This window comes from Citrobacter sp. Cpo015 (assembly GCF_030333035.1).
Lineage (GTDB): Bacteria > Pseudomonadota > Gammaproteobacteria > Enterobacterales > Enterobacteriaceae > Citrobacter > Citrobacter portucalensis.
Genome location: NZ_JAOWGS010000034.1, coordinates 25,593 through 43,003, shown reverse-complemented (window position 1 = coordinate 43,003; position 17,411 = coordinate 25,593). Strand labels below are relative to the sequence as shown.

Here is a 17,411-nt window from a genome sequence, read left to right as displayed (position 1 = left end):
TTAGAATTTCCAGCCGGCGCCGACTACAATACTATTAGCTTGTGCGCCAAAGACCTTAGAACCTTCATAGCCTGCATCAACAGTGAAACCTGCAATGGGGATAAACTGAATACCAGCGCCATAGGCAAAACCTGTAGAAGTGTCAGTTTCACCATTAGCTTTGATCGCACCTCTCCCAATACCCGCCATTACATAAGGTTTTACCACATCATTTACTTTATAACTTGCGCCGACTAATGCAGAACCATAACCACGATCTATATCATTATCGTCATTTGCTGAAATGGTTAAGGATGTCATAACACCAAAATCACTCTCATCTGGGGTATAACCATATTTAGCGTTAAAACCATTAAGGTTCTGTCCATCTGTCCGGGTATGTACATAACCGCCGGTGACTACGCTTTCTCCTGCATAAACCGTCATAGCAAAACATAATGTAAAAGCCACTAAACCTGTTTTTAAACTTAGCATTTTAATAACCATTTTCATCATCAACTAATAGTAAGTAACACACATAATAAGGAATCATGCTTTGAGTTTTATTTCTCAAGCATGTTGCCAAGAGAAAAACAGAAAGGTAAAAAAACATCAATCGGAGAAAATGTTCTTTTTTGGACATTACTAATACTCAGAATAATAAACTGTCATAACACGCTGATAAAAATGGATTTAAAATTAGAGTAAAAAATCTTAAAACGCTTCTTCTTTATAAAAATTTTCGATATTTTTCTTATTTTTAAAATGATTATTTCCCATCTAATAATCAATAAGATACAAACACCACTCAATTATAGTTAGTTCTCATACCCGAATAGAGTTAAATAAAGCAATATTGACAGCCATGGGAATTTTTATCAAAAAATAAAATTGTAATGGCAAAGATAAAAATTTGTTCTCCAGTGCTATTTAAATGAGTTTAATAGTATGAGCGCCAGGAAAGCGTTTTGCAGGTAAAAAAACGGGAACCTCTCGGTTCCCGTTCTCATACAACCCAGAATCTGGATTACATGTTTTCGATGATCGCGTCACCGAACTCTGAACATTTCAGCAGTTTAGCGCCGTCCATCAGACGTTCGAAGTCATAGGTTACGGTTTTCGCGTTAATCGCGCCTTCCATACCTTTAACGATCAGGTCAGCCGCTTCGACCCAACCCATGTGGCGCAGCATCATTTCAGCAGACAGAATGATGGAACCTGGGTTCACTTTATCCTGACCTGCATACTTCGGTGCAGTACCGTGGGTTGCTTCGAACAGAGCGCATTCGTCACCGATGTTTGCACCCGGCGCGATACCAATACCACCAACCTGTGCGGCCAACGCATCGGAGATGTAGTCACCGTTCAGGTTCATACAGGCAATCACGTCATACTCAGCCGGACGCAGCAGAATCTGTTGCAGGAACGCATCGGCGATAACGTCCTTAACCACGATCTCTTTACCGGTTTTCGGGTTCTTGATTTTCACCCATGGACCGCCGTCGATCAGTTCACCACCGAATTCTTCACGCGCTAACTGGTAACCCCAGTCTTTGAACGCGCCTTCGGTGAACTTCATGATGTTGCCTTTGTGTACCAGGGTAACTGAATCACGATCGTTGGCGATGGCGTATTCAATCGCTGCACGTACCAGACGTTTAGTCCCTTCTTCAGAACACGGTTTGATACCAATGCCGCAATGTTCCGGGAAGCGGATTTTCTTCACGCCCATCTCTTCGCGCAGGAATTTAATCACTTTCTCAGCATCGGCAGAGTCAGCTTTCCACTCAATACCCGCGTAGATGTCTTCGGAGTTTTCGCGGAAGATGACCATGTCGGTCAGTTCAGGGTGTTTAACCGGGCTTGGTGTGCCCTGATAATAACGCACCGGACGCAGGCAGACATACAGGTCAAGTTCCTGACGCAGAGCTACGTTCAGAGAGCGAATACCGCCGCCAACAGGGGTGGTCAGAGGGCCTTTAATGGCAACACGATATTCACGAATCAGATCTAAGGTTTCAGCAGGCAGCCAGACGTCCTGGCCATAAACCTGAGTGGATTTCTCGCCGGTGTAGATTTCCATCCAGGAGATTTTACGCTCGCCTTTATAGGCTTTCTCGACAGCAGCATCGACAACTTTGATCATCGGTGGGGTTACATCAACGCCGATACCGTCGCCTTCAATGAACGGGATAATCGGATTTTCAGGAACGTTGAGTTTGCCGTTTTGCAGGGTGATCTTCTTACCTTCCGCCGGAACAACTACTTTGCTTTCCATTCACCTCTCCTTCGAGCGCTTCTGGTTCTGCTCGTCTGTCATCACGCTGCATGTGCGTTTGCGTCCTGCTACACGGATGCGTTAGAGCAACTTTTTGTTAATGATTTGTAATGAGCGTGTCAATACTACCCTATTGTTCGCCGCCATGAAAGACACTCGTTCTTAGGCTATAATGCGGCAATTGATATAATCTGAAAATACCATGCAAAAAACTTCTTTTAGAAATCACCGGGTTGAGCGATTCAGCTCACGACAAGTCACTAAGCAGCGTAAAGAAAACCAGCCAAAACGCGTGGTTTTGTTCAATAAACCCTACGATGTTTTGCCACAATTTACTGACGAGGCTGGCAGAAGCACGTTAAAAGATTTTATTCCCGTGCCGGGAATTTATGCGGCGGGCCGACTCGACCGGGACAGCGAAGGGCTTTTGGTGCTGACCAATGACGGCGCTCTGCAGGCGCGGTTAACGCAACCCGGTAAGCGTACCGGGAAAATTTATTACGTCCAGGTTGAAGGTGAGCCGACAGCAGAAGCGCTGGACGCCCTGCGTAACGGAGTAACGCTCAATGATGGCCCCACTCTACCCGCAGGCATTGAAGTAGTGGAGGAACCCGTATGGCTGTGGCCGAGAAATCCACCGATTCGGGAACGGAAAAACATTCCCACCAGCTGGTTGAAAGTTACCTTATATGAAGGTCGCAACCGTCAGGTACGTCGTATGACAGCGCATGTTGGATTTCCTACGCTGCGCCTCATCCGCTATGCCATGGGGGATTACACGCTGGAAAATCTTGCTAACGGCGAGTGGCGGGAACTGAAATCGTAACCGTATGGTTTAACGTGAGTGTTAACAGGGAAGAATGAAAAAAAATGGATAAGCAGCTTTTTGCAGCATTCATCCTGCTCGGCGTGTCACCGTTTTGTTCAGCAAAACTGGACTGTGAGACAATTGCCGGAACAGCAGCAGGAGAGGCAAACTACCTTTATGAGTCTGCCAAAGTAAAAACCGACTCACGCCTGCATTTCTATTCTGCACCAGCAACAGAGTGTCAACTCCCCGCGTTCATGGTCAATGGCGACACCGTCGAGGTACTCAGGAGTTCACAGCGCTACAAAAGCACGGGCATGCTTTCCAAAGATGAGCCTTATCGTTACGTACGTTATCGGGACGCTAAAGGAGCCTTCGCCACCGGCTGGGTCTCGGTAGATGGATTAACGCCGTTATCCAGTCCGCTTGCAGTAAGCGCGTCTTGCCAGACATGGGGAAATAAAGCGATGTCGCAGCGCGGGTTCTTACCCTCCTCCTCCGCAAACCACTATCAGGTAACAGGAGACACCCGCGCATGGTTCTATGCGATGCCAACCGAACAGTGTCGCAGCCCGTCCGTATTTTTAGTGCCCGGCGACCTCGTCTCTGTACAAGAACAATCCAACGATGATTTTATGGAAGCGGTCTATTACACCACCGATCGCCAAATCATACGCGGCTGGTTAAAAAAGTCGCAGTTACAGGCTATAAACAGCGGTGACCACTATCGCGACGACATCAACCCGCTGTCGACAGAAAAGGCAACGAGAGTCGCCACCCTTGGGCTACGTCACGACCACCAATGTATCTTTTATGAAAGCTGGAATGCTAAAAAGGCCATTGAGATTATCGTGCGCGAGGATCATCAAACCGCATTGTGCCGTGGAGGGGCCGACCCACAAACGTCACCTCCCGTGGCTTATATCAGTATCGACAAGGCCAGCGGTGAAATTAGCTGGCCAGATGTTACCGAAGGTTTTGCTGAGGAATAAGGGGAAAACATGTTCAAACCACACGTCACGGTCGCCTGCATTGTGCATGCAGAAGATAAATTCTTAGTCGTTGAAGAAACGATCAATGGCAAAGCCTTGTGGAATCAGCCTGCAGGACACCTGGAAGCCGATGAAACGCTGGTGCAAGCCGCAGCACGCGAACTGTGGGAAGAAACGGGCATTAAAGCGCAGCCGCAGCATTTCATTCGTATGCATCAATGGATTGCGCCAGACAGAACGCCCTTTTTGCGTTTTCTTTTCTCTATCGAGCTTGCCAATATGTGCGCTACAGAACCCCATGACAGCGATATAGATTGCTGTCGTTGGGTCAGCGCAGAAGAGATTTTCTCTGCGCCAAACCTGCGTTCGCCGTTGGTTGCGGAGAGTATTCGCTGTTATCAGAGCGGACAGCGCTACCCACTGGCCATGATCGGCGAATTTAACTGGCCGTTTACAGAGGGTGTCAAGTAAAGGGCTGCGTGCTAGAATATGCCGCCTTGAAGTTCAATGTCGTGAGTATTCCTATGTCTGAAAGCCCAAAAAAAGTGATCGTCGGCATGTCCGGCGGTGTCGATTCCTCCGTTTCTGCCTGGCTGTTACAACAACAGGGCTATCAGGTAGAAGGCCTGTTCATGAAGAACTGGGAAGAGGACGATGGCGAGGAATACTGCACAGCGGCCGCCGACCTTGCGGATGCGCAGGCTGTCTGTGACAAACTCGGCATTGAACTGCATACCGTCAACTTTGCCGCAGAATACTGGGACAACGTCTTTGAACTGTTCCTTGAAGAGTACAAAGCGGGCCGTACGCCGAACCCGGATATTCTGTGCAATAAAGAAATTAAGTTTAAAGCCTTCCTTGAGTTTGCCGCCGAAGATTTAGGTGCCGATTACATCGCCACCGGTCACTACGTGCGTCGCGCGGATGTCGACGGCAAAAGCCGTCTGCTGCGTGGGCTCGATGGCAATAAAGACCAGAGTTATTTCCTCTATACGCTCGGCCATGAGCAAATCGCACAAAGCCTGTTCCCGGTCGGCGAACTGGAAAAACCACAGGTGCGTAAAATTGCCGAAGATCTTGGTCTGATTACGGCCAAGAAAAAAGACTCCACCGGCATCTGCTTCATTGGCGAACGTAAGTTCCGCGAGTTTCTTGGTCGTTACCTGCCGGCTCAGCCAGGCAAAATCATCACCGTTGACGGCGAAGAGATTGGCCAGCATCAGGGGCTGATGTACCACACCCTGGGTCAACGTAAAGGTCTGGGTATTGGCGGAACGAAAGAAGGGACAGAAGATCCATGGTATGTGGTGGATAAAGACGTTGAGAACAACATTCTGGTTGTCGCTCAGGGTCATGAACATCCACGTCTGATGTCCGTTGGCCTGGTGGCGCAACAGCTGCATTGGGTCGATCGCGAACCGTTCACCGGCACCATGCGCTGCACGGTGAAAACCCGCTATCGTCAGACCGACATTCCGTGCACCGTTAAGGCACTGGATGCTGAGCGTATTGAAGTCATTTTCGACGAGCCAGTCGCGGCGGTCACGCCGGGTCAGTCGGCTGTCTTTTACAATGGCGAAGTGTGCCTCGGCGGCGGCATTATCGAACAACGATTGCCTCTGCCGGTATAATTACTTACACATTTGATACAAGGAAGCAGTGAACGTGGCAAAGAATTATTATGACATCACCCTCGCCCTGGCAGGCATTTGTCAGTCGGCACGCCTGGTGCAGGAACTGGCGCACCAGGGGCATTGTGATGCCGATGCATTACACGTTTCACTGAACAGTGTCATCGACATGAATCCCAGCTCTACGCTGGGCGTGTTTGGCGGCAGCGAAGCCAACCTGCGTCTTGGCCTTGAAACGCTGCTTGGCGTGCTGAACGCCAGTAGTCGTCAGGGACTGAACGCGGAACTCACCCGCTATACGCTAAGCCTGATGGTGCTGGAGCGTAAGCTGTCAGCGGCCAAGGGCGCTATGGACACGCTGGGAGACCGTATTAGCGGCTTGCAGCGCCAGCTGGACCATTTTGATTTGCAGTCAGAAACGTTGATGAGTGCGATGGCTGGCATTTATGTTGACGTCATCAGCCCACTCGGCCCGCGTATTCAGGTCACGGGTTCTCCGGCCATCCTTCAGAGCCCACAGGTACAGGCTAAAGTACGCGCTTCGCTGCTGGCTGGCATCCGTGCTGCCGTGCTCTGGCATCAGGTTGGTGGAGGCCGTCTGCAACTCATGTTTTCTCGTAATCGCCTGACGACTCAGGCAAAACAAATTCTTGCTCATTTAACCCCGGAGTTGTGATCTATGGAATTATCCTCACTGACCGCCGTTTCCCCTGTCGATGGACGCTACGGCGATAAAGTCAGCGCGCTGCGCGGGATTTTCAGCGAATACGGTTTGCTGAAATTCCGTGTACAGGTTGAAGTACGCTGGCTGCAAAAACTGGCCGCGCACGCAGCGATCAAGGAAGTTCCTGCTTTTGCTGCCGACGCAATCGGTTTCCTTGATGCGATCGTCGCTAACTTCAATGAAGAAGATGCTGCGCGCATCAAAACCATTGAGCGTACGACCAACCATGATGTGAAGGCAGTTGAGTATTTCCTGAAAGAGAAAGTGGCGGATATCCCGGAACTGCACGCTGTTTCCGAATTTATCCACTTTGCGTGTACCTCAGAAGACATCAACAACCTGTCTCACGCGCTGATGCTGAAAACCGCACGCGACGAAGTGGTTCTGCCGTACTGGCGTAAGCTTATCGACGCGGTGAAAGATCTGTCTGTTCAGTATCGCGATATTCCTCTGCTCTCCCGTACCCACGGTCAGCCAGCCACCCCGTCTACGCTAGGCAAAGAAATGGCTAACGTGGCTTACCGTATGGAGCGTCAGTATCGTCAGCTCAACCAGGTTGAAATTCTTGGTAAGATCAATGGTGCAGTCGGTAACTATAATGCCCACATCGCTGCTTACCCGGAAGTTGACTGGCATCAGTTCAGCGAAGAGTTTGTCACCTCGCTGGGCATCCAGTGGAACCCGTACACCACGCAGATTGAGCCGCACGACTACATTGCCGAGCTGTTTGACTGCATCGCCCGTTTCAACACCATCCTGATCGACTTTGACCGCGATGTCTGGGGTTACGTGGCGCTGAACCATTTCAAACAGAAAACTATCGCGGGTGAAATCGGCTCTTCCACCATGCCGCACAAAGTTAACCCCATCGATTTCGAAAACTCCGAGGGTAACCTGGGTCTGTCTAACGCGGTTCTGCAGCACCTGGCGAGCAAACTGCCGGTCTCCCGCTGGCAGCGTGACCTGACTGACTCTACCGTTCTGCGTAACCTGGGCGTAGGTATTGGCTATGCGCTGATCGCCTATCAGTCCACGCTGAAAGGCGTGAGCAAACTGGAAGTGAACCGCGATCATCTGCTGGATGAACTGGACCATAACTGGGAAGTTCTGGCAGAGCCGATTCAGACCGTGATGCGTCGCTACGGTATTGAGAAGCCGTACGAGAAGCTGAAAGAGCTGACCCGCGGTAAGCGCGTTGACGCCGAAGGTATGAAGCAGTTTATCGACGGTCTGGCGCTGCCGGAAGAAGAGAAAACTCGCCTGAAAGCAATGACGCCTGCCAATTATATTGGTCGCGCCATCACCATGGTTGATGAACTGAAGTAATCTGTTTGATACCGGAGCGCGCTTGCGCCTGTTCCGGCCTTCCGTTCATATCGTAGTAAGCCGGAAAGCATCAGCGCCTCCGGCTTTTTTATTGCCTGCGATATTATCCCTTCCCCCGGTTTATTAAATGTTTATCCCCACAGCCACATAATCAGCGTTAGACTATAAAATTGATTTTGTAAAATTAGCAAATACAGTTAATTATCATAAAATCAATTAGTTAATAAAAAACCATCTTAGACAATTGCGGGCAATATGAGTCATTTCATCGCCCCAAATCATGCCCCAAGCTAATTTTTGCCCCCAAATTTGCCCCAAAAAAGTAAAAATGGGTAGTGGTCTATCTGCCATTTAGCAACCTCGAGAAGCTAAAAGCCATAATGGAATATTGGTGGTGTGGAGCTTCAAATCCTATCGTTCTACTCAATATCCTATACTTTCAGTCTGACAGTTGGCTGGAGGTTTCTATGTGTGGACGCTTTTCACAGTCAATGACACGTGAGGACTATCTCGCCCTGCTCGCTGAAGAAGCTGAACGTGATATCCCATATGACCCTGAACCGATCGGGCGATTCAACGTGGCGCCAGGCACCAAAGTTCTGCTGCTGAGCGAACGTGACGAGAAACTTCATCTTGATCCAGTTATCTGGGGATACGCCCCCGGGTGGTGGGATAAACCACCGCTAATTAACGCACGCTCTGAAACTGCGGCTAACAGCAGAATGTTTAAACCACTCTGGCAACATGGTCGCGCAATTTGCTTTGCCGATGGCTGGTTTGAGTGGAAAAAGGTAGGTGACAAGAAGCAACCCTACTTCATTCATCAAGCCGATGGTCAGCCAATATTCATGGCGGCAATTGGCAGCACACCATTTGAACGTGGAGATGAAGCAGAAGGTTTTCTGATAGTGACGGCTACTGCCGATAAAGGACTGGTAGATATTCACGACAGGCGACCGTTGGTACTGTCACCAGATGCTGCTCGCGAGTGGATGAGGCAGGACATTGGAGGGAAAGAAGCTGCGGAAATTGCGACCGACGGTTCCATGCCGGCTGATAAATTTATATGGCACGCCGTGACACGTGCCGTTGGGAATGTGAAAAATCAGGGCTCACAGTTAATCCAGCAAATATGACGCAGCATTATATCGCCAATATCATAGCAACCATTTGATATAATTGAAATTATCACGCTTTTACTTTCAATAACATTTAGTGGTTATCTTTTACAACTCATTGATTATCTAAATTTTGATTTTAGTTTTAGAGAAGCGTTTTCGCCAAAAATCCAAGTTTTGCCGCCGGCACATTCAACACGCTACCACTACTGGCAAACCTCGATGATAAAGCTTTTACTGCCGATGAGGTCCGCTATGAGCGAGGAGCGGACGTCGTAGAGACATGAGAATAAGAGCGGCTAGGTTGTGGATTTTGTGCTTTTTACTCCCATCCCATTTCTTTGTAGGTCTTACTATCCTGTTCAGGGAAATCAGTTTGATATTCACCCCAATTACGGAACGTATAATATTTTTTCATTGCTTCAAGGTGCGAGTCTGCATCACATGTCCACACTAATCTGTAGTCCAGATCCAGCAATTTCCGAGCAGAGTCTCCCAGTGGACCGGCAAGACAAAACAAATCTAAACCAGCTTCATTTGTCCACAGCTCGTGCTTCATAATTTTATCCCCATGGACTGCCATCCATGAATTAATATATCACGATGTTAGCAACGTCCGCTCCTGGCACGAAGCGGACCAGGTCACTGAGCTGAAGGTCCGCTGTGAGCGTTAAACGGAAATTAAAGGGGGCGAACACGACATTAATTATCATGCTGCTCGGTTCAGCTTATCAGGCATGATTAATTAACATTCAGTCGCAATGCTAAATCCTGCGGATAGGGATCAAAGTAATTCTGCGTCAGCAGGTAGTCGTCCGGGTATTCCACCAGATAATGTTTAAGCAGCGTCATCGGGGCCAGGATAGGCAGTATCCCTGCGCGATAATTGAGGATAACCTCGCGCAACTCGCCGCGCTGGCGCATTGTTAATTGATTACGGAAGTACCCCTGAATGTGCATCAGCACGTTAGTGTGGTTTTTACGTGAGGCAGGTTTCTTCAGGATTGTCATTAATTTATCGCGGTAGACCGCAAAGAAAGCCTCCAGATCGTCCCATTCATGCAGTGATGCGACAAATGGGCCAATTTCCCGGTATCCGGCCTGATGGTGAGCCAGCAATTGCAGTTTATAACGGCTATGAAAATTCAGTAGCGCCCGCCGCGTCAGGCCATTTTTGCACAGCGTATGGAGCTCATGTAGCGCGAAAACCCGTTCGACGAAGTTTTCACGCAGAACCGGATCGTGCAGCCGTCCATCCTCTTCAACCGGCAGCCACGGATATTTCTCCATCAGCGCGGCTGTAAAAACTCCCACCCCGTCTTTGCGCCCGCGATTACCTTTTTCATCATATAAACGCACTCGTTCCATGCCACAGCTGGGGGATTTGGCACAGACGATAAAACCCGACAGTGTGTCCAACCCTGACAGATAGCTCAGACAAAAGTCAGCCATTTTGTCGGTAACGTCTTCGTGAGGTGCGTGGCTAAAACGCATGCGAATATCCCCGATAGTTGTTTGTACGAGGCGCAACGCCGGTCGTGGGACAGGCAAGCCTATCGCCATCTCCGGACAAACAGGCTGGAAAGTCACCCAACGGGCCAGTTTCACCATCGCAAACTCTGCCCGCTTATGCCCGCCGTCAAATCGGACGGCAGACCCCGTTAAACAGCCGCTGATCCCAACGATGGGTTGCGTTTTCATGGCGTCTTCCTCGCTAGTGCGTTTTACGGGAGAAGAAGAGCGTCACCGTGCCGACGGTGAGGCCAAATTTCTTCATCTCAGTTTTATTAAACAAATGGTTAGCATCCTGCAGGTACATCCAGTCATCAAAATTCAGCAACCAGGTTCTGCCGCTGGCTTTCACATTCATACTGTAATGCCAGTTGAACGCGTTGCCCGCTGTTTGCCCCTTCGCCACGCCTTCAATATCGCCAGCAGTACCTTCGTAACGATCGGCGCTGATTTTACGGATATGCCACACACGCTGCTGCTTCTCTCCATCGTCGTACACAAAGCGTTCATTGAGGGTCAATGTGTCCCCCACCACATCGCCGTTAATATCGACATGGAAACGACGAAGCTGTTTACCGCTGCGATCCTGAACCATCCCCCATGCTTGCGTTTCTCCCTGAAAATACTGAAAGATATCCAGCGTCGGCTGCTGCTGGCGATACTCGGTAATTTCGGCGCTACAGCCAGAAAGTTGCATCATCAGCGGTAAGCTTAGGGCTAATAAACGTTTCATTTATTACCTCCAGTGAGCTGCTGCCGCAGCTCAGGATATTGCGTACGGGAACCCAGCCAGATAGCGAGAAAGTTTTCGCTGAACGCCGCCGACTGTGGTGGGCCAAGCGGGATGAAATGCCTTTGTGCCACTGACAAGCGATACCAAAATTGCCCCTGCTTATCCTGGAAGACAAAAACCAGTTGCGTACCCGGCGCAACGTCAGGCCATAGCTCACCCAACATGCGAAGCCAGGACTCACTCTGCGCCTCCCGTGCCAAAATACCCTGCGCTCGCCACTGTTCGCGGGTAGCATCCACCAGTTCTTGCCGTTCAATATTGCGCTGATAGGTGATAATCAGTGCCTGATCCTCTTTCAACCCACGATAGCGCCCATCCGGGGTGCGTAATTGTGAGTTATAGATCGTGAATGGCCCCCAGGTGAGCGTAGCATCACCGACTTTCCGCCAGCTTAACCAGTCTGTGGCACCTGCAAACGGCGCAATCGCCATTACTCCCAGCAGTATCAGTAAGGCAAGTTTCATTGGTGTTTCCCCATAAAAATATGAAAAAACAGCATCAACACCAGCCAGCCCGTCGCCATTAAACCGAGCACGATAAATGTCGGCTCCAGAAAAGTAATGGCACCCAAACGCTCTCCTATCAGATAAGCGATCGGTCCTCCACCGGTGGCCATTATTACCAGCAGCCATCCTGGCAAAGAGGTCGAGCAGGTGAGGTGCGTCCACATGACGGCGAACATGAGCCAGAGCGCAAGCATCCATAACGGCAACAATGCTTCGCCGCGAAAATCGATCAACCCGGTCAGCGCCCACAACGCATCCAGACCACTGCCCGCAGCTGTCAGCATTAACGCGCACAGTCGTTGCGCAGCAGGCAACATGAAGCAGGCCAGAATAGCCAGACCAAGCCATAACACCAGACCGCGCTCACGAAATAACACCACCATGAACCAGTACAAATCGAACCCGACAGCCAGGAGAAAGACCTGTAAATGGCGGTTCATGGACGCTCCGCCGTCAGTTGCACCACACTGATTGTACGGGCGTTAAAACCTGCTTCGCAGTAACCGAAGTAGTACAACCACATACGGCGAAAACGCTCATCAAAGCCCAGCTTTTCAATTTCATGCCAACAGTGAACAAATCCTTGTCGCCAGTGCGCAAGGGTCCGGGCGTAGTCGGGCCCCATATCGAACAGGTTGCGAACCACAAAGTCAGTGTGCTTTGTCATCAGCCCACTCATCGCGGTGATGCTGGGTAAAAAACCTCCCGGAAAGATATAGCGCTGAATAAAATCGACGCTTTTGCTGTAATCGCGAAAGCGCTGATCCTGAATGGTAATCGCCTGAAGCGCCATTTTGCCCCCAGGGCGCAGGCGCGCCTGACACGTACGGAAAAACGTCGGCAGATAGCGCTGCCCCACCGCTTCGATCATTTCAACTGATACCAGTTTGTCGAATTCCCCGGTCAGGTCGCGGTAGTCGCAGAGCAATACGGTGACTCTCTCCTGTAAACCAGCTCGGGCAATGCGCGCTTTCGCCCAGGCAAACTGCTCCTGCGACAGGGTCGTGGTGGTCACCCGACATCCGTAATGACGCGCGGCGTATTCCGCCATCGCTCCCCAGCCGGTCCCAATTTCCAACAGATGATCATTCGCGGTCAGCGCCAGCTGTTCGCAAAGTCGCGCCATTTTGGCCTGCTGAGCCTGCGCTAACGACTGCTCGGGGCAGGTGAACAAGGCGCTGGAATAGAGTAAATCCTCATCCAGAAAGTGCGCGTAAAAGGCATTGCCGAGATCGTAATGCGCGGCAATGTTTTCTTTTGCCTGTTGCCGATGGTTGCGGCGCGTCCAATGACGTAAACGCTCAACGGGTCGGCCAAGCAGGCGAAATCCACTTTCCAGCCGCCCCAGCAGGGTGCTGTTGAGCGCAAATATTTGCAATAACGTAGTGAGCTGCTGCGTTTCCCACTCTCCATCCATCCAGGACTCTGCCGCTGCAAGACTTCCCCCCGTCAACACCCGCCAATACACCGTGGGCGAAACAATATGTACGTCGGCGCGTAATTCAGCCGAAACATCACCAAAATGAAAGACCTGGGCCCCTTCCCGCACCGTGACTGAACCCTGACGAAGGCCGCTCAGCATACGAAAAAGGAACCAACGCGCAACACGCAGGTTGCGCGGAATATCGGGTTCAAGCGCAAAGGTGGGATCGATCATGATCGTTCACTCCTGCTCACGGGATGATTGTAGAGAGGGACTCGCTTGAGCCACAGTCGTAGCGCCTGCCAATAAATCGCTGACACCGTTTTCAGCGTCATCATCGGCAGTCGTCGCAGCAACGTGCGTAAACTTGCCGGCGTCAACGGCTCGCGTTTGAGCATCAGGGTGGCATCAGAAATTTTCTCTGCCTGATGGTTTTCGATATGCATATGCAGCGTTTTACCCGGCGAGTTAAATCGCCAGTGATAGACCATATCCATCGGATTAAACGGCGATACATGGAACGCTTTTTCCAGTGGTCGCTTTTCCTGCGCATCTACGGCGTAGTAATGACGCTCATTCCACGGCGTATTGCGGACCTCCGCCAGCACCCAGCGCAGGATCTGCGCGCGGTCATAGCAGTAGTAAAAATTGACCGGATTAAAATGAAAACCGAAATAGCGCAACTGCGTCAGGAGCATCACGCGACCTTCAGGACGCTCGCCTGTCAGGCTGGCAAGCTGATTCAGTACGTTCTCTTTTAACGGGGTTCCCAGCGGGTAATCGGCATCATGAAAAGTAGTTGCAGCGAAGCGATTACGTTTCACGCCCACGCCCGGAAGCTGAGCGAGCTCGTCCAGATCGAGCCAAGCCATAAACACCTGATAAGTAAACTGGTGCGTGGTCGGCTGAAGGCGTCGGTGGCGTAATACGCCGTGGTACAGGCAGCTGTTCATCTTAGCTCCCCTCTCCTGCAGCAATGCCGTGTACCACATCCAGCGCACTGCGTACGCCATCTTCGTGAAAACCGTTGTACCAGTAAGCACCGCAGAACCAGCTCCGATGCTGACCGTTGATCTCAGCGCGACGCGCCTGCGCCCGCCAGCTTTCAGGGTTAAACAACGGATGCTCGTAAACAAAGCGTCGCCAGACGAAGCGGTCGTCGATGGGGATGTCCGGATTGAGGGTCACGCAAAATAGCGGGCTTCCTTCAGGTAATCCCTGGAGAATATTCATGTTATAGGTGACGCAAGCGCGGGCCCTATCTTGCTCACTCAGGCGGTAATTCCAGCTTGCCCAAGCGCGTTCGCATACCGGTAACCAGCGGCGATCGCAGTGCAACACAACCTCGTTACGTTGCCAGTCAATTGCGCCCAGCACGTCGCGTTCTGCAGGGGTCGCATCCTCAAGTACAGCCAGAGCCTGCGAGGAATGGCAGGCGAAGATCACCTGATCAAATGTCTGTATTGATCCTGCCAATTGTATTTTGACGCCGCTGTCGTAGCGAATAACCTGCTGAACAGGTGAATTGAGGTGCAATTTCAGACGATCGCCCAGCTTCGCCAGCATGACACGAATGTATTCGCGCGATCCGCCCGGCACCACATACCATTGCGGTCGATGCCAGATATCCAACAAGCCATGGTGCTCAAAGAACCGTAAGAACAGCTCCAGTGGAAAACGGCGCATCTCCTGAAGTGAAGATGACCATATGGCCGCGCCCATCGGCAAAATATAATGCCGCGCAAAGAACACACTGAAGTGGTGCTGGTCGAGGAAAGTCTGAAGCGTCGCGTTCACATCGGTCTCATTTAATGCCTGTTTCGCCAGACGATTAAAACGGACAATCTCTTTCAGCATTCCCCAATATGCGGGGTTGACCAGGTTTCGACGTTGGGCAAACAATGAAGTCAGCGTATGACCGCTATACTCCATACCGCTTTGCGGATTATGCACCGAGAAGCTCATCTGCGTTTTTTGCCCCTGAATGCCGAGTTCGCTCAGCAAGCCCATAAAACGCGGATAGGTTCGGTCGTTATAGACGATAAAGCCGCTATCAATCGCGAAACTCCCGTGCGGAGTCGCCACATCCACTGTCGCAGTATGGCCGCCAGGGGTCGACGCCGCTTCAAAAAGCGTCACCTGATGGTGTCCGGCCAGACGCCAGGCGCAGGTTAATCCGGCAATCCCACTGCCAATGATAGCTATTTTCATGAACGCACCATCCTGCGCAGTAACGCGCGCTGGAGACGCTCAGGTAGCCCGCCCAACACACGCAGCAACACGCCAAAACCCGACGGAAAGGCAATATGGTTTTTCCCTTTCGCCAGGCCATGACGAATCGCCTTCACCGCCTGCTCTACACTTACCTGACCGGGCATAGGAAAATCGTTTTTACGGGTAAGCGGGGTATCGACAAATCCTGGCGAAACGACAGTCACGGCGACACCTTTCGGCTCCCAGTCCAGACGCAAACTGTTAGCAAACCAGGTTAGCGCCGCTTTAGACGCGCCATAGGCTTCAGCCCGAGGAAACGGCATCCAGTGGGCCATCGAACTGACCAGCACCACGCGGCTACCGGAGGTTAGCTGCGTCTGAAGCGCTTCCAGGCAGTTGATGGGGCCCAGATAATTCGTCGCCATCACCCGTTCAACCTTCTCGGCATCTATCCAGCCGTGGTCGAGATATTCGCAGGTTCCGGCGCAGAGAATAACCAGTTCGGGTTTGCAGTCCGCCAGCTCCTGGCGACAGGCGTCTTTGTCTGTCATATCGAACAGGCGTACTGTGACATTGGCGTGGGATTGGCGCAGCTGTTCCAGCCTTTCTGGATTGCGGCCACAGGCAATCACGTGACAGCCGTCATCGGCCCATGACTTTGCGAGCCCGGCACCAATCCCGGAACTTGCGCCAGTAATGAGGACTGTCATCATGCGCGCACCCTCCTTTTAACGCCGCGGACGGCCCAGCCCAACAGCGGCAGATGCTCATAAAGCATCTCTCCGGCATCGTAATAATCACGCTGGCGAACAATCTTCTCGTTATGCGTCCCGACCATTGAACATCCCGGCAAGGATCGTAATTCTCCGCCAGCAATACGCGGATGCGACCAGTACATGGTCCACGTCACGGCAAACCGTCCGCTCTCACACAGCGGAGGACCAATGGCAAAACGGCAGGTGTTCACATTCCCCAGCAGATGCGAGAAATAGCGCTGGATGGCAAACAGCCCGTTATGTTCCCCGAAGGGATCGACAAGTACCGCGTGCTCGTCGTACAACCCGGCAAGTGCGGCGGCGGGCTGGCGATCCAGACTGGCGTAGTAATCCACAAACCTGTTAATAACGGATGGCTGCGCGCGCATAGCTCTTACCCTTATGTGGACCACAACACGTATGTGGCATAATTAAAACTTACACAAACACTTTGTTTTGTCCAAGTTTTGGCTGGGTAATTTTTATAAACACATTTAATTCAATGAATTAAGTTTTATTTTTTTGAGCGAGATTATCTGGGATCCACTAAGGCAGTGGCTAATCGACTCACAGGAACGGTAATGACTGAAGATTAAAGCGGGATCACTTCGAGGAAGTTGACCTGTTGTTGCCAGAGGTCTATCTGTTTTTTACGTGCTGCGGTGAGTTTGCCGGACGTAACCAACAGCCATTTTCGCTCGGGGAAAATTTCAGGCGCGAGCATCGCGGGCGCTACAGGAAGCACATCAATGCGATGTCCTTGTCCAGTGCGACCAAGCGCTTCAAGCCAGATCTCGCAGGGGTCGGTAAGATGCCAGCCTGTAATCAGGTAGTTATCACCCGGCGCACGCTTATCCCTTTCCAGGCAAAACGAGGTGTAAGAGATGATAATACCATCGAGGATTTCACGCAGCGTCATGATAGCCGGCACGTTGGCCGAGACCTGGCTTCGCAGAGGGCGCAATACCTCACTCACCAGTTCAGGGCGAGGATACTCGCGGCCAGCGTCATAAATAAGCTGGCGCAGAGATTCAATTTTCCCTTCGTTCAGGCGCTGCAGCATACTCTCTTGCAGAGATAGCCAGTTATTCGTTCGCCGCGCATCAGGGCGGGCCAGCAGCGGTTTTACCTGGCTTATCGGTACACCTTTTTTCACCCAGTCGAGAATTTTAAGCGCCAGCTGGATATCGTCATCGCTATACAGCCGGTGCCCACCATCTGTACGCTGTGGTTTGAGAAGTCCATAACGACGTTGCCAGGCACGCAGCGTCGTGGGGGTTATTCCGCAAACCCGCGCAAATTCACCGATGGAATAGGACATACAGAACACCTGATAACAAAGAATACTCTCA

The 17,411-nt window shown here is 51.2% G+C and carries 20 protein-coding genes; 7 read left to right on the top strand and 13 right to left on the bottom strand.

All coding sequences use genetic code 11. The annotated features are described in order from the left end of the window. A complete protein-coding gene (locus OGY67_RS13410; protein ID WP_153687135.1) occupies positions 1-486 on the bottom strand; it encodes an Ail/Lom family outer membrane beta-barrel protein in 486 nt (161 codons plus the stop codon). A gap of 520 nt (positions 487-1,006) precedes the next feature. Further along, the gene (gene icd / locus OGY67_RS13405) at positions 1,007-2,257 is read right to left on the bottom strand and encodes an NADP-dependent isocitrate dehydrogenase (protein ID WP_003030769.1); all 1,251 of its coding nucleotides are present in this window, start codon (positions 2,255-2,257) and stop codon (positions 1,007-1,009) included. 202 nt (positions 2,258-2,459) lie between these two features. On the opposite strand from icd, the gene rluE reads away from it, so the two are divergent. The 7 genes from rluE to OGY67_RS13370 all read left to right on the top strand — a co-directional run bounded on the left by rluE (position 2,460) and on the right by OGY67_RS13370 (position 8,874). Continuing rightward, positions 2,460-3,083 (top strand): 23S rRNA pseudouridine(2457) synthase RluE, encoded by a 624-nt coding sequence (gene rluE, locus OGY67_RS13400; RefSeq protein ID WP_003832405.1) that lies wholly within the window; start codon positions 2,460-2,462, stop codon positions 3,081-3,083. Between the two features lie 44 nt (positions 3,084-3,127). Beyond that, the gene (locus tag OGY67_RS13395) at positions 3,128-4,057 is read left to right on the top strand and encodes a hypothetical protein (RefSeq protein ID WP_286574044.1); all 930 of its coding nucleotides are present in this window, start codon (positions 3,128-3,130) and stop codon (positions 4,055-4,057) included. 9 nt (positions 4,058-4,066) lie between these two features. After that, entirely contained in the window at positions 4,067-4,528 is a 462-nt protein-coding gene (locus OGY67_RS13390; protein WP_008784446.1) for an NUDIX hydrolase, read from the top strand. Positions 4,529-4,581: 53 nt separating this feature from the next. Further along, the gene (gene mnmA / locus OGY67_RS13385; protein ID WP_003832402.1) at positions 4,582-5,688 is read left to right on the top strand and encodes a tRNA 2-thiouridine(34) synthase MnmA; all 1,107 of its coding nucleotides are present in this window, start codon (positions 4,582-4,584) and stop codon (positions 5,686-5,688) included. Positions 5,689-5,722: 34 nt separating this feature from the next. Then, positions 5,723-6,364 (top strand): high frequency lysogenization protein HflD, encoded by a 642-nt coding sequence (gene hflD, locus OGY67_RS13380; RefSeq protein WP_003832401.1) that lies wholly within the window; start codon positions 5,723-5,725, stop codon positions 6,362-6,364. A gap of 3 nt (positions 6,365-6,367) precedes the next feature. After that, positions 6,368-7,738 (top strand): adenylosuccinate lyase, encoded by a 1,371-nt coding sequence (gene purB, locus OGY67_RS13375; protein WP_003832400.1) that lies wholly within the window; start codon positions 6,368-6,370, stop codon positions 7,736-7,738. 467 nt (positions 7,739-8,205) lie between these two features. After that, positions 8,206-8,874, top strand: coding sequence for an SOS response-associated peptidase (locus tag OGY67_RS13370; protein ID WP_044702837.1), 669 nt, complete (start codon positions 8,206-8,208; stop codon positions 8,872-8,874). A gap of 304 nt (positions 8,875-9,178) precedes the next feature. Here OGY67_RS13370 and OGY67_RS13365 read toward each other — a convergent pair whose 3' ends face one another. The 11 genes from OGY67_RS13365 to OGY67_RS13315 all read right to left on the bottom strand — a co-directional run bounded on the left by OGY67_RS13365 (position 9,179) and on the right by OGY67_RS13315 (position 17,380). After that, on the bottom strand, positions 9,179-9,415 hold the full coding sequence (locus tag OGY67_RS13365) for a hypothetical protein (protein WP_044702835.1): 237 nt from the start codon (positions 9,413-9,415) through the stop codon (positions 9,179-9,181). 182 nt (positions 9,416-9,597) lie between these two features. Continuing rightward, positions 9,598-10,557, bottom strand: coding sequence for a YbgA family protein (locus OGY67_RS13360; RefSeq protein WP_046670535.1), 960 nt, complete (start codon positions 10,555-10,557; stop codon positions 9,598-9,600). Positions 10,558-10,570: 13 nt separating this feature from the next. Beyond that, entirely contained in the window at positions 10,571-11,101 is a 531-nt protein-coding gene (locus OGY67_RS13355) for a DUF3833 domain-containing protein (protein ID WP_044700520.1), read from the bottom strand. After that, positions 11,098-11,625 (bottom strand): chalcone isomerase family protein, encoded by a 528-nt coding sequence (locus tag OGY67_RS13350; RefSeq protein WP_044700522.1) that lies wholly within the window; start codon positions 11,623-11,625, stop codon positions 11,098-11,100. The genes OGY67_RS13355 and OGY67_RS13350 overlap by 4 nt, the downstream gene beginning before the upstream one ends. Next, positions 11,622-12,107: a DUF2878 domain-containing protein gene (locus OGY67_RS13345; RefSeq protein WP_044700524.1), complete on the bottom strand. Its 486-nt coding sequence runs from the start codon at positions 12,105-12,107 to the stop codon at positions 11,622-11,624. The genes OGY67_RS13350 and OGY67_RS13345 overlap by 4 nt, the downstream gene beginning before the upstream one ends. Beyond that, positions 12,104-13,324 carry an SAM-dependent methyltransferase gene (locus tag OGY67_RS13340; protein ID WP_044700526.1) on the bottom strand — a complete coding sequence of 407 codons (1,221 nt, stop codon included), beginning with the start codon at positions 13,322-13,324 and terminating at the stop codon, positions 12,104-12,106. The genes OGY67_RS13345 and OGY67_RS13340 overlap by 4 nt, the downstream gene beginning before the upstream one ends. Beyond that, the gene (locus tag OGY67_RS13335) at positions 13,321-14,043 is read right to left on the bottom strand and encodes a DUF1365 domain-containing protein (RefSeq protein ID WP_044700528.1); all 723 of its coding nucleotides are present in this window, start codon (positions 14,041-14,043) and stop codon (positions 13,321-13,323) included. Before OGY67_RS13335 ends, OGY67_RS13340 begins: the two co-directional genes overlap by 4 nt. 1 nt (position 14,044) lies before the next feature. Next, positions 14,045-15,301, bottom strand: coding sequence for an NAD(P)/FAD-dependent oxidoreductase (locus OGY67_RS23795; protein WP_286574043.1), 1,257 nt, complete (start codon positions 15,299-15,301; stop codon positions 14,045-14,047). After that, on the bottom strand, positions 15,298-16,017 hold the full coding sequence (locus OGY67_RS13325) for an SDR family NAD(P)-dependent oxidoreductase (protein ID WP_044700533.1): 720 nt from the start codon (positions 16,015-16,017) through the stop codon (positions 15,298-15,300). Before OGY67_RS13325 ends, OGY67_RS23795 begins: the two co-directional genes overlap by 4 nt. After that, positions 16,014-16,448 (bottom strand): nuclear transport factor 2 family protein, encoded by a 435-nt coding sequence (locus OGY67_RS13320; protein ID WP_044700535.1) that lies wholly within the window; start codon positions 16,446-16,448, stop codon positions 16,014-16,016. The genes OGY67_RS13325 and OGY67_RS13320 overlap by 4 nt, the downstream gene beginning before the upstream one ends. Positions 16,449-16,651: 203 nt before the next feature. Further along, the gene (locus OGY67_RS13315) at positions 16,652-17,380 is read right to left on the bottom strand and encodes a MerR family transcriptional regulator (protein ID WP_044700539.1); all 729 of its coding nucleotides are present in this window, start codon (positions 17,378-17,380) and stop codon (positions 16,652-16,654) included. Positions 17,381-17,411: the final 31 nt, after the last annotated feature.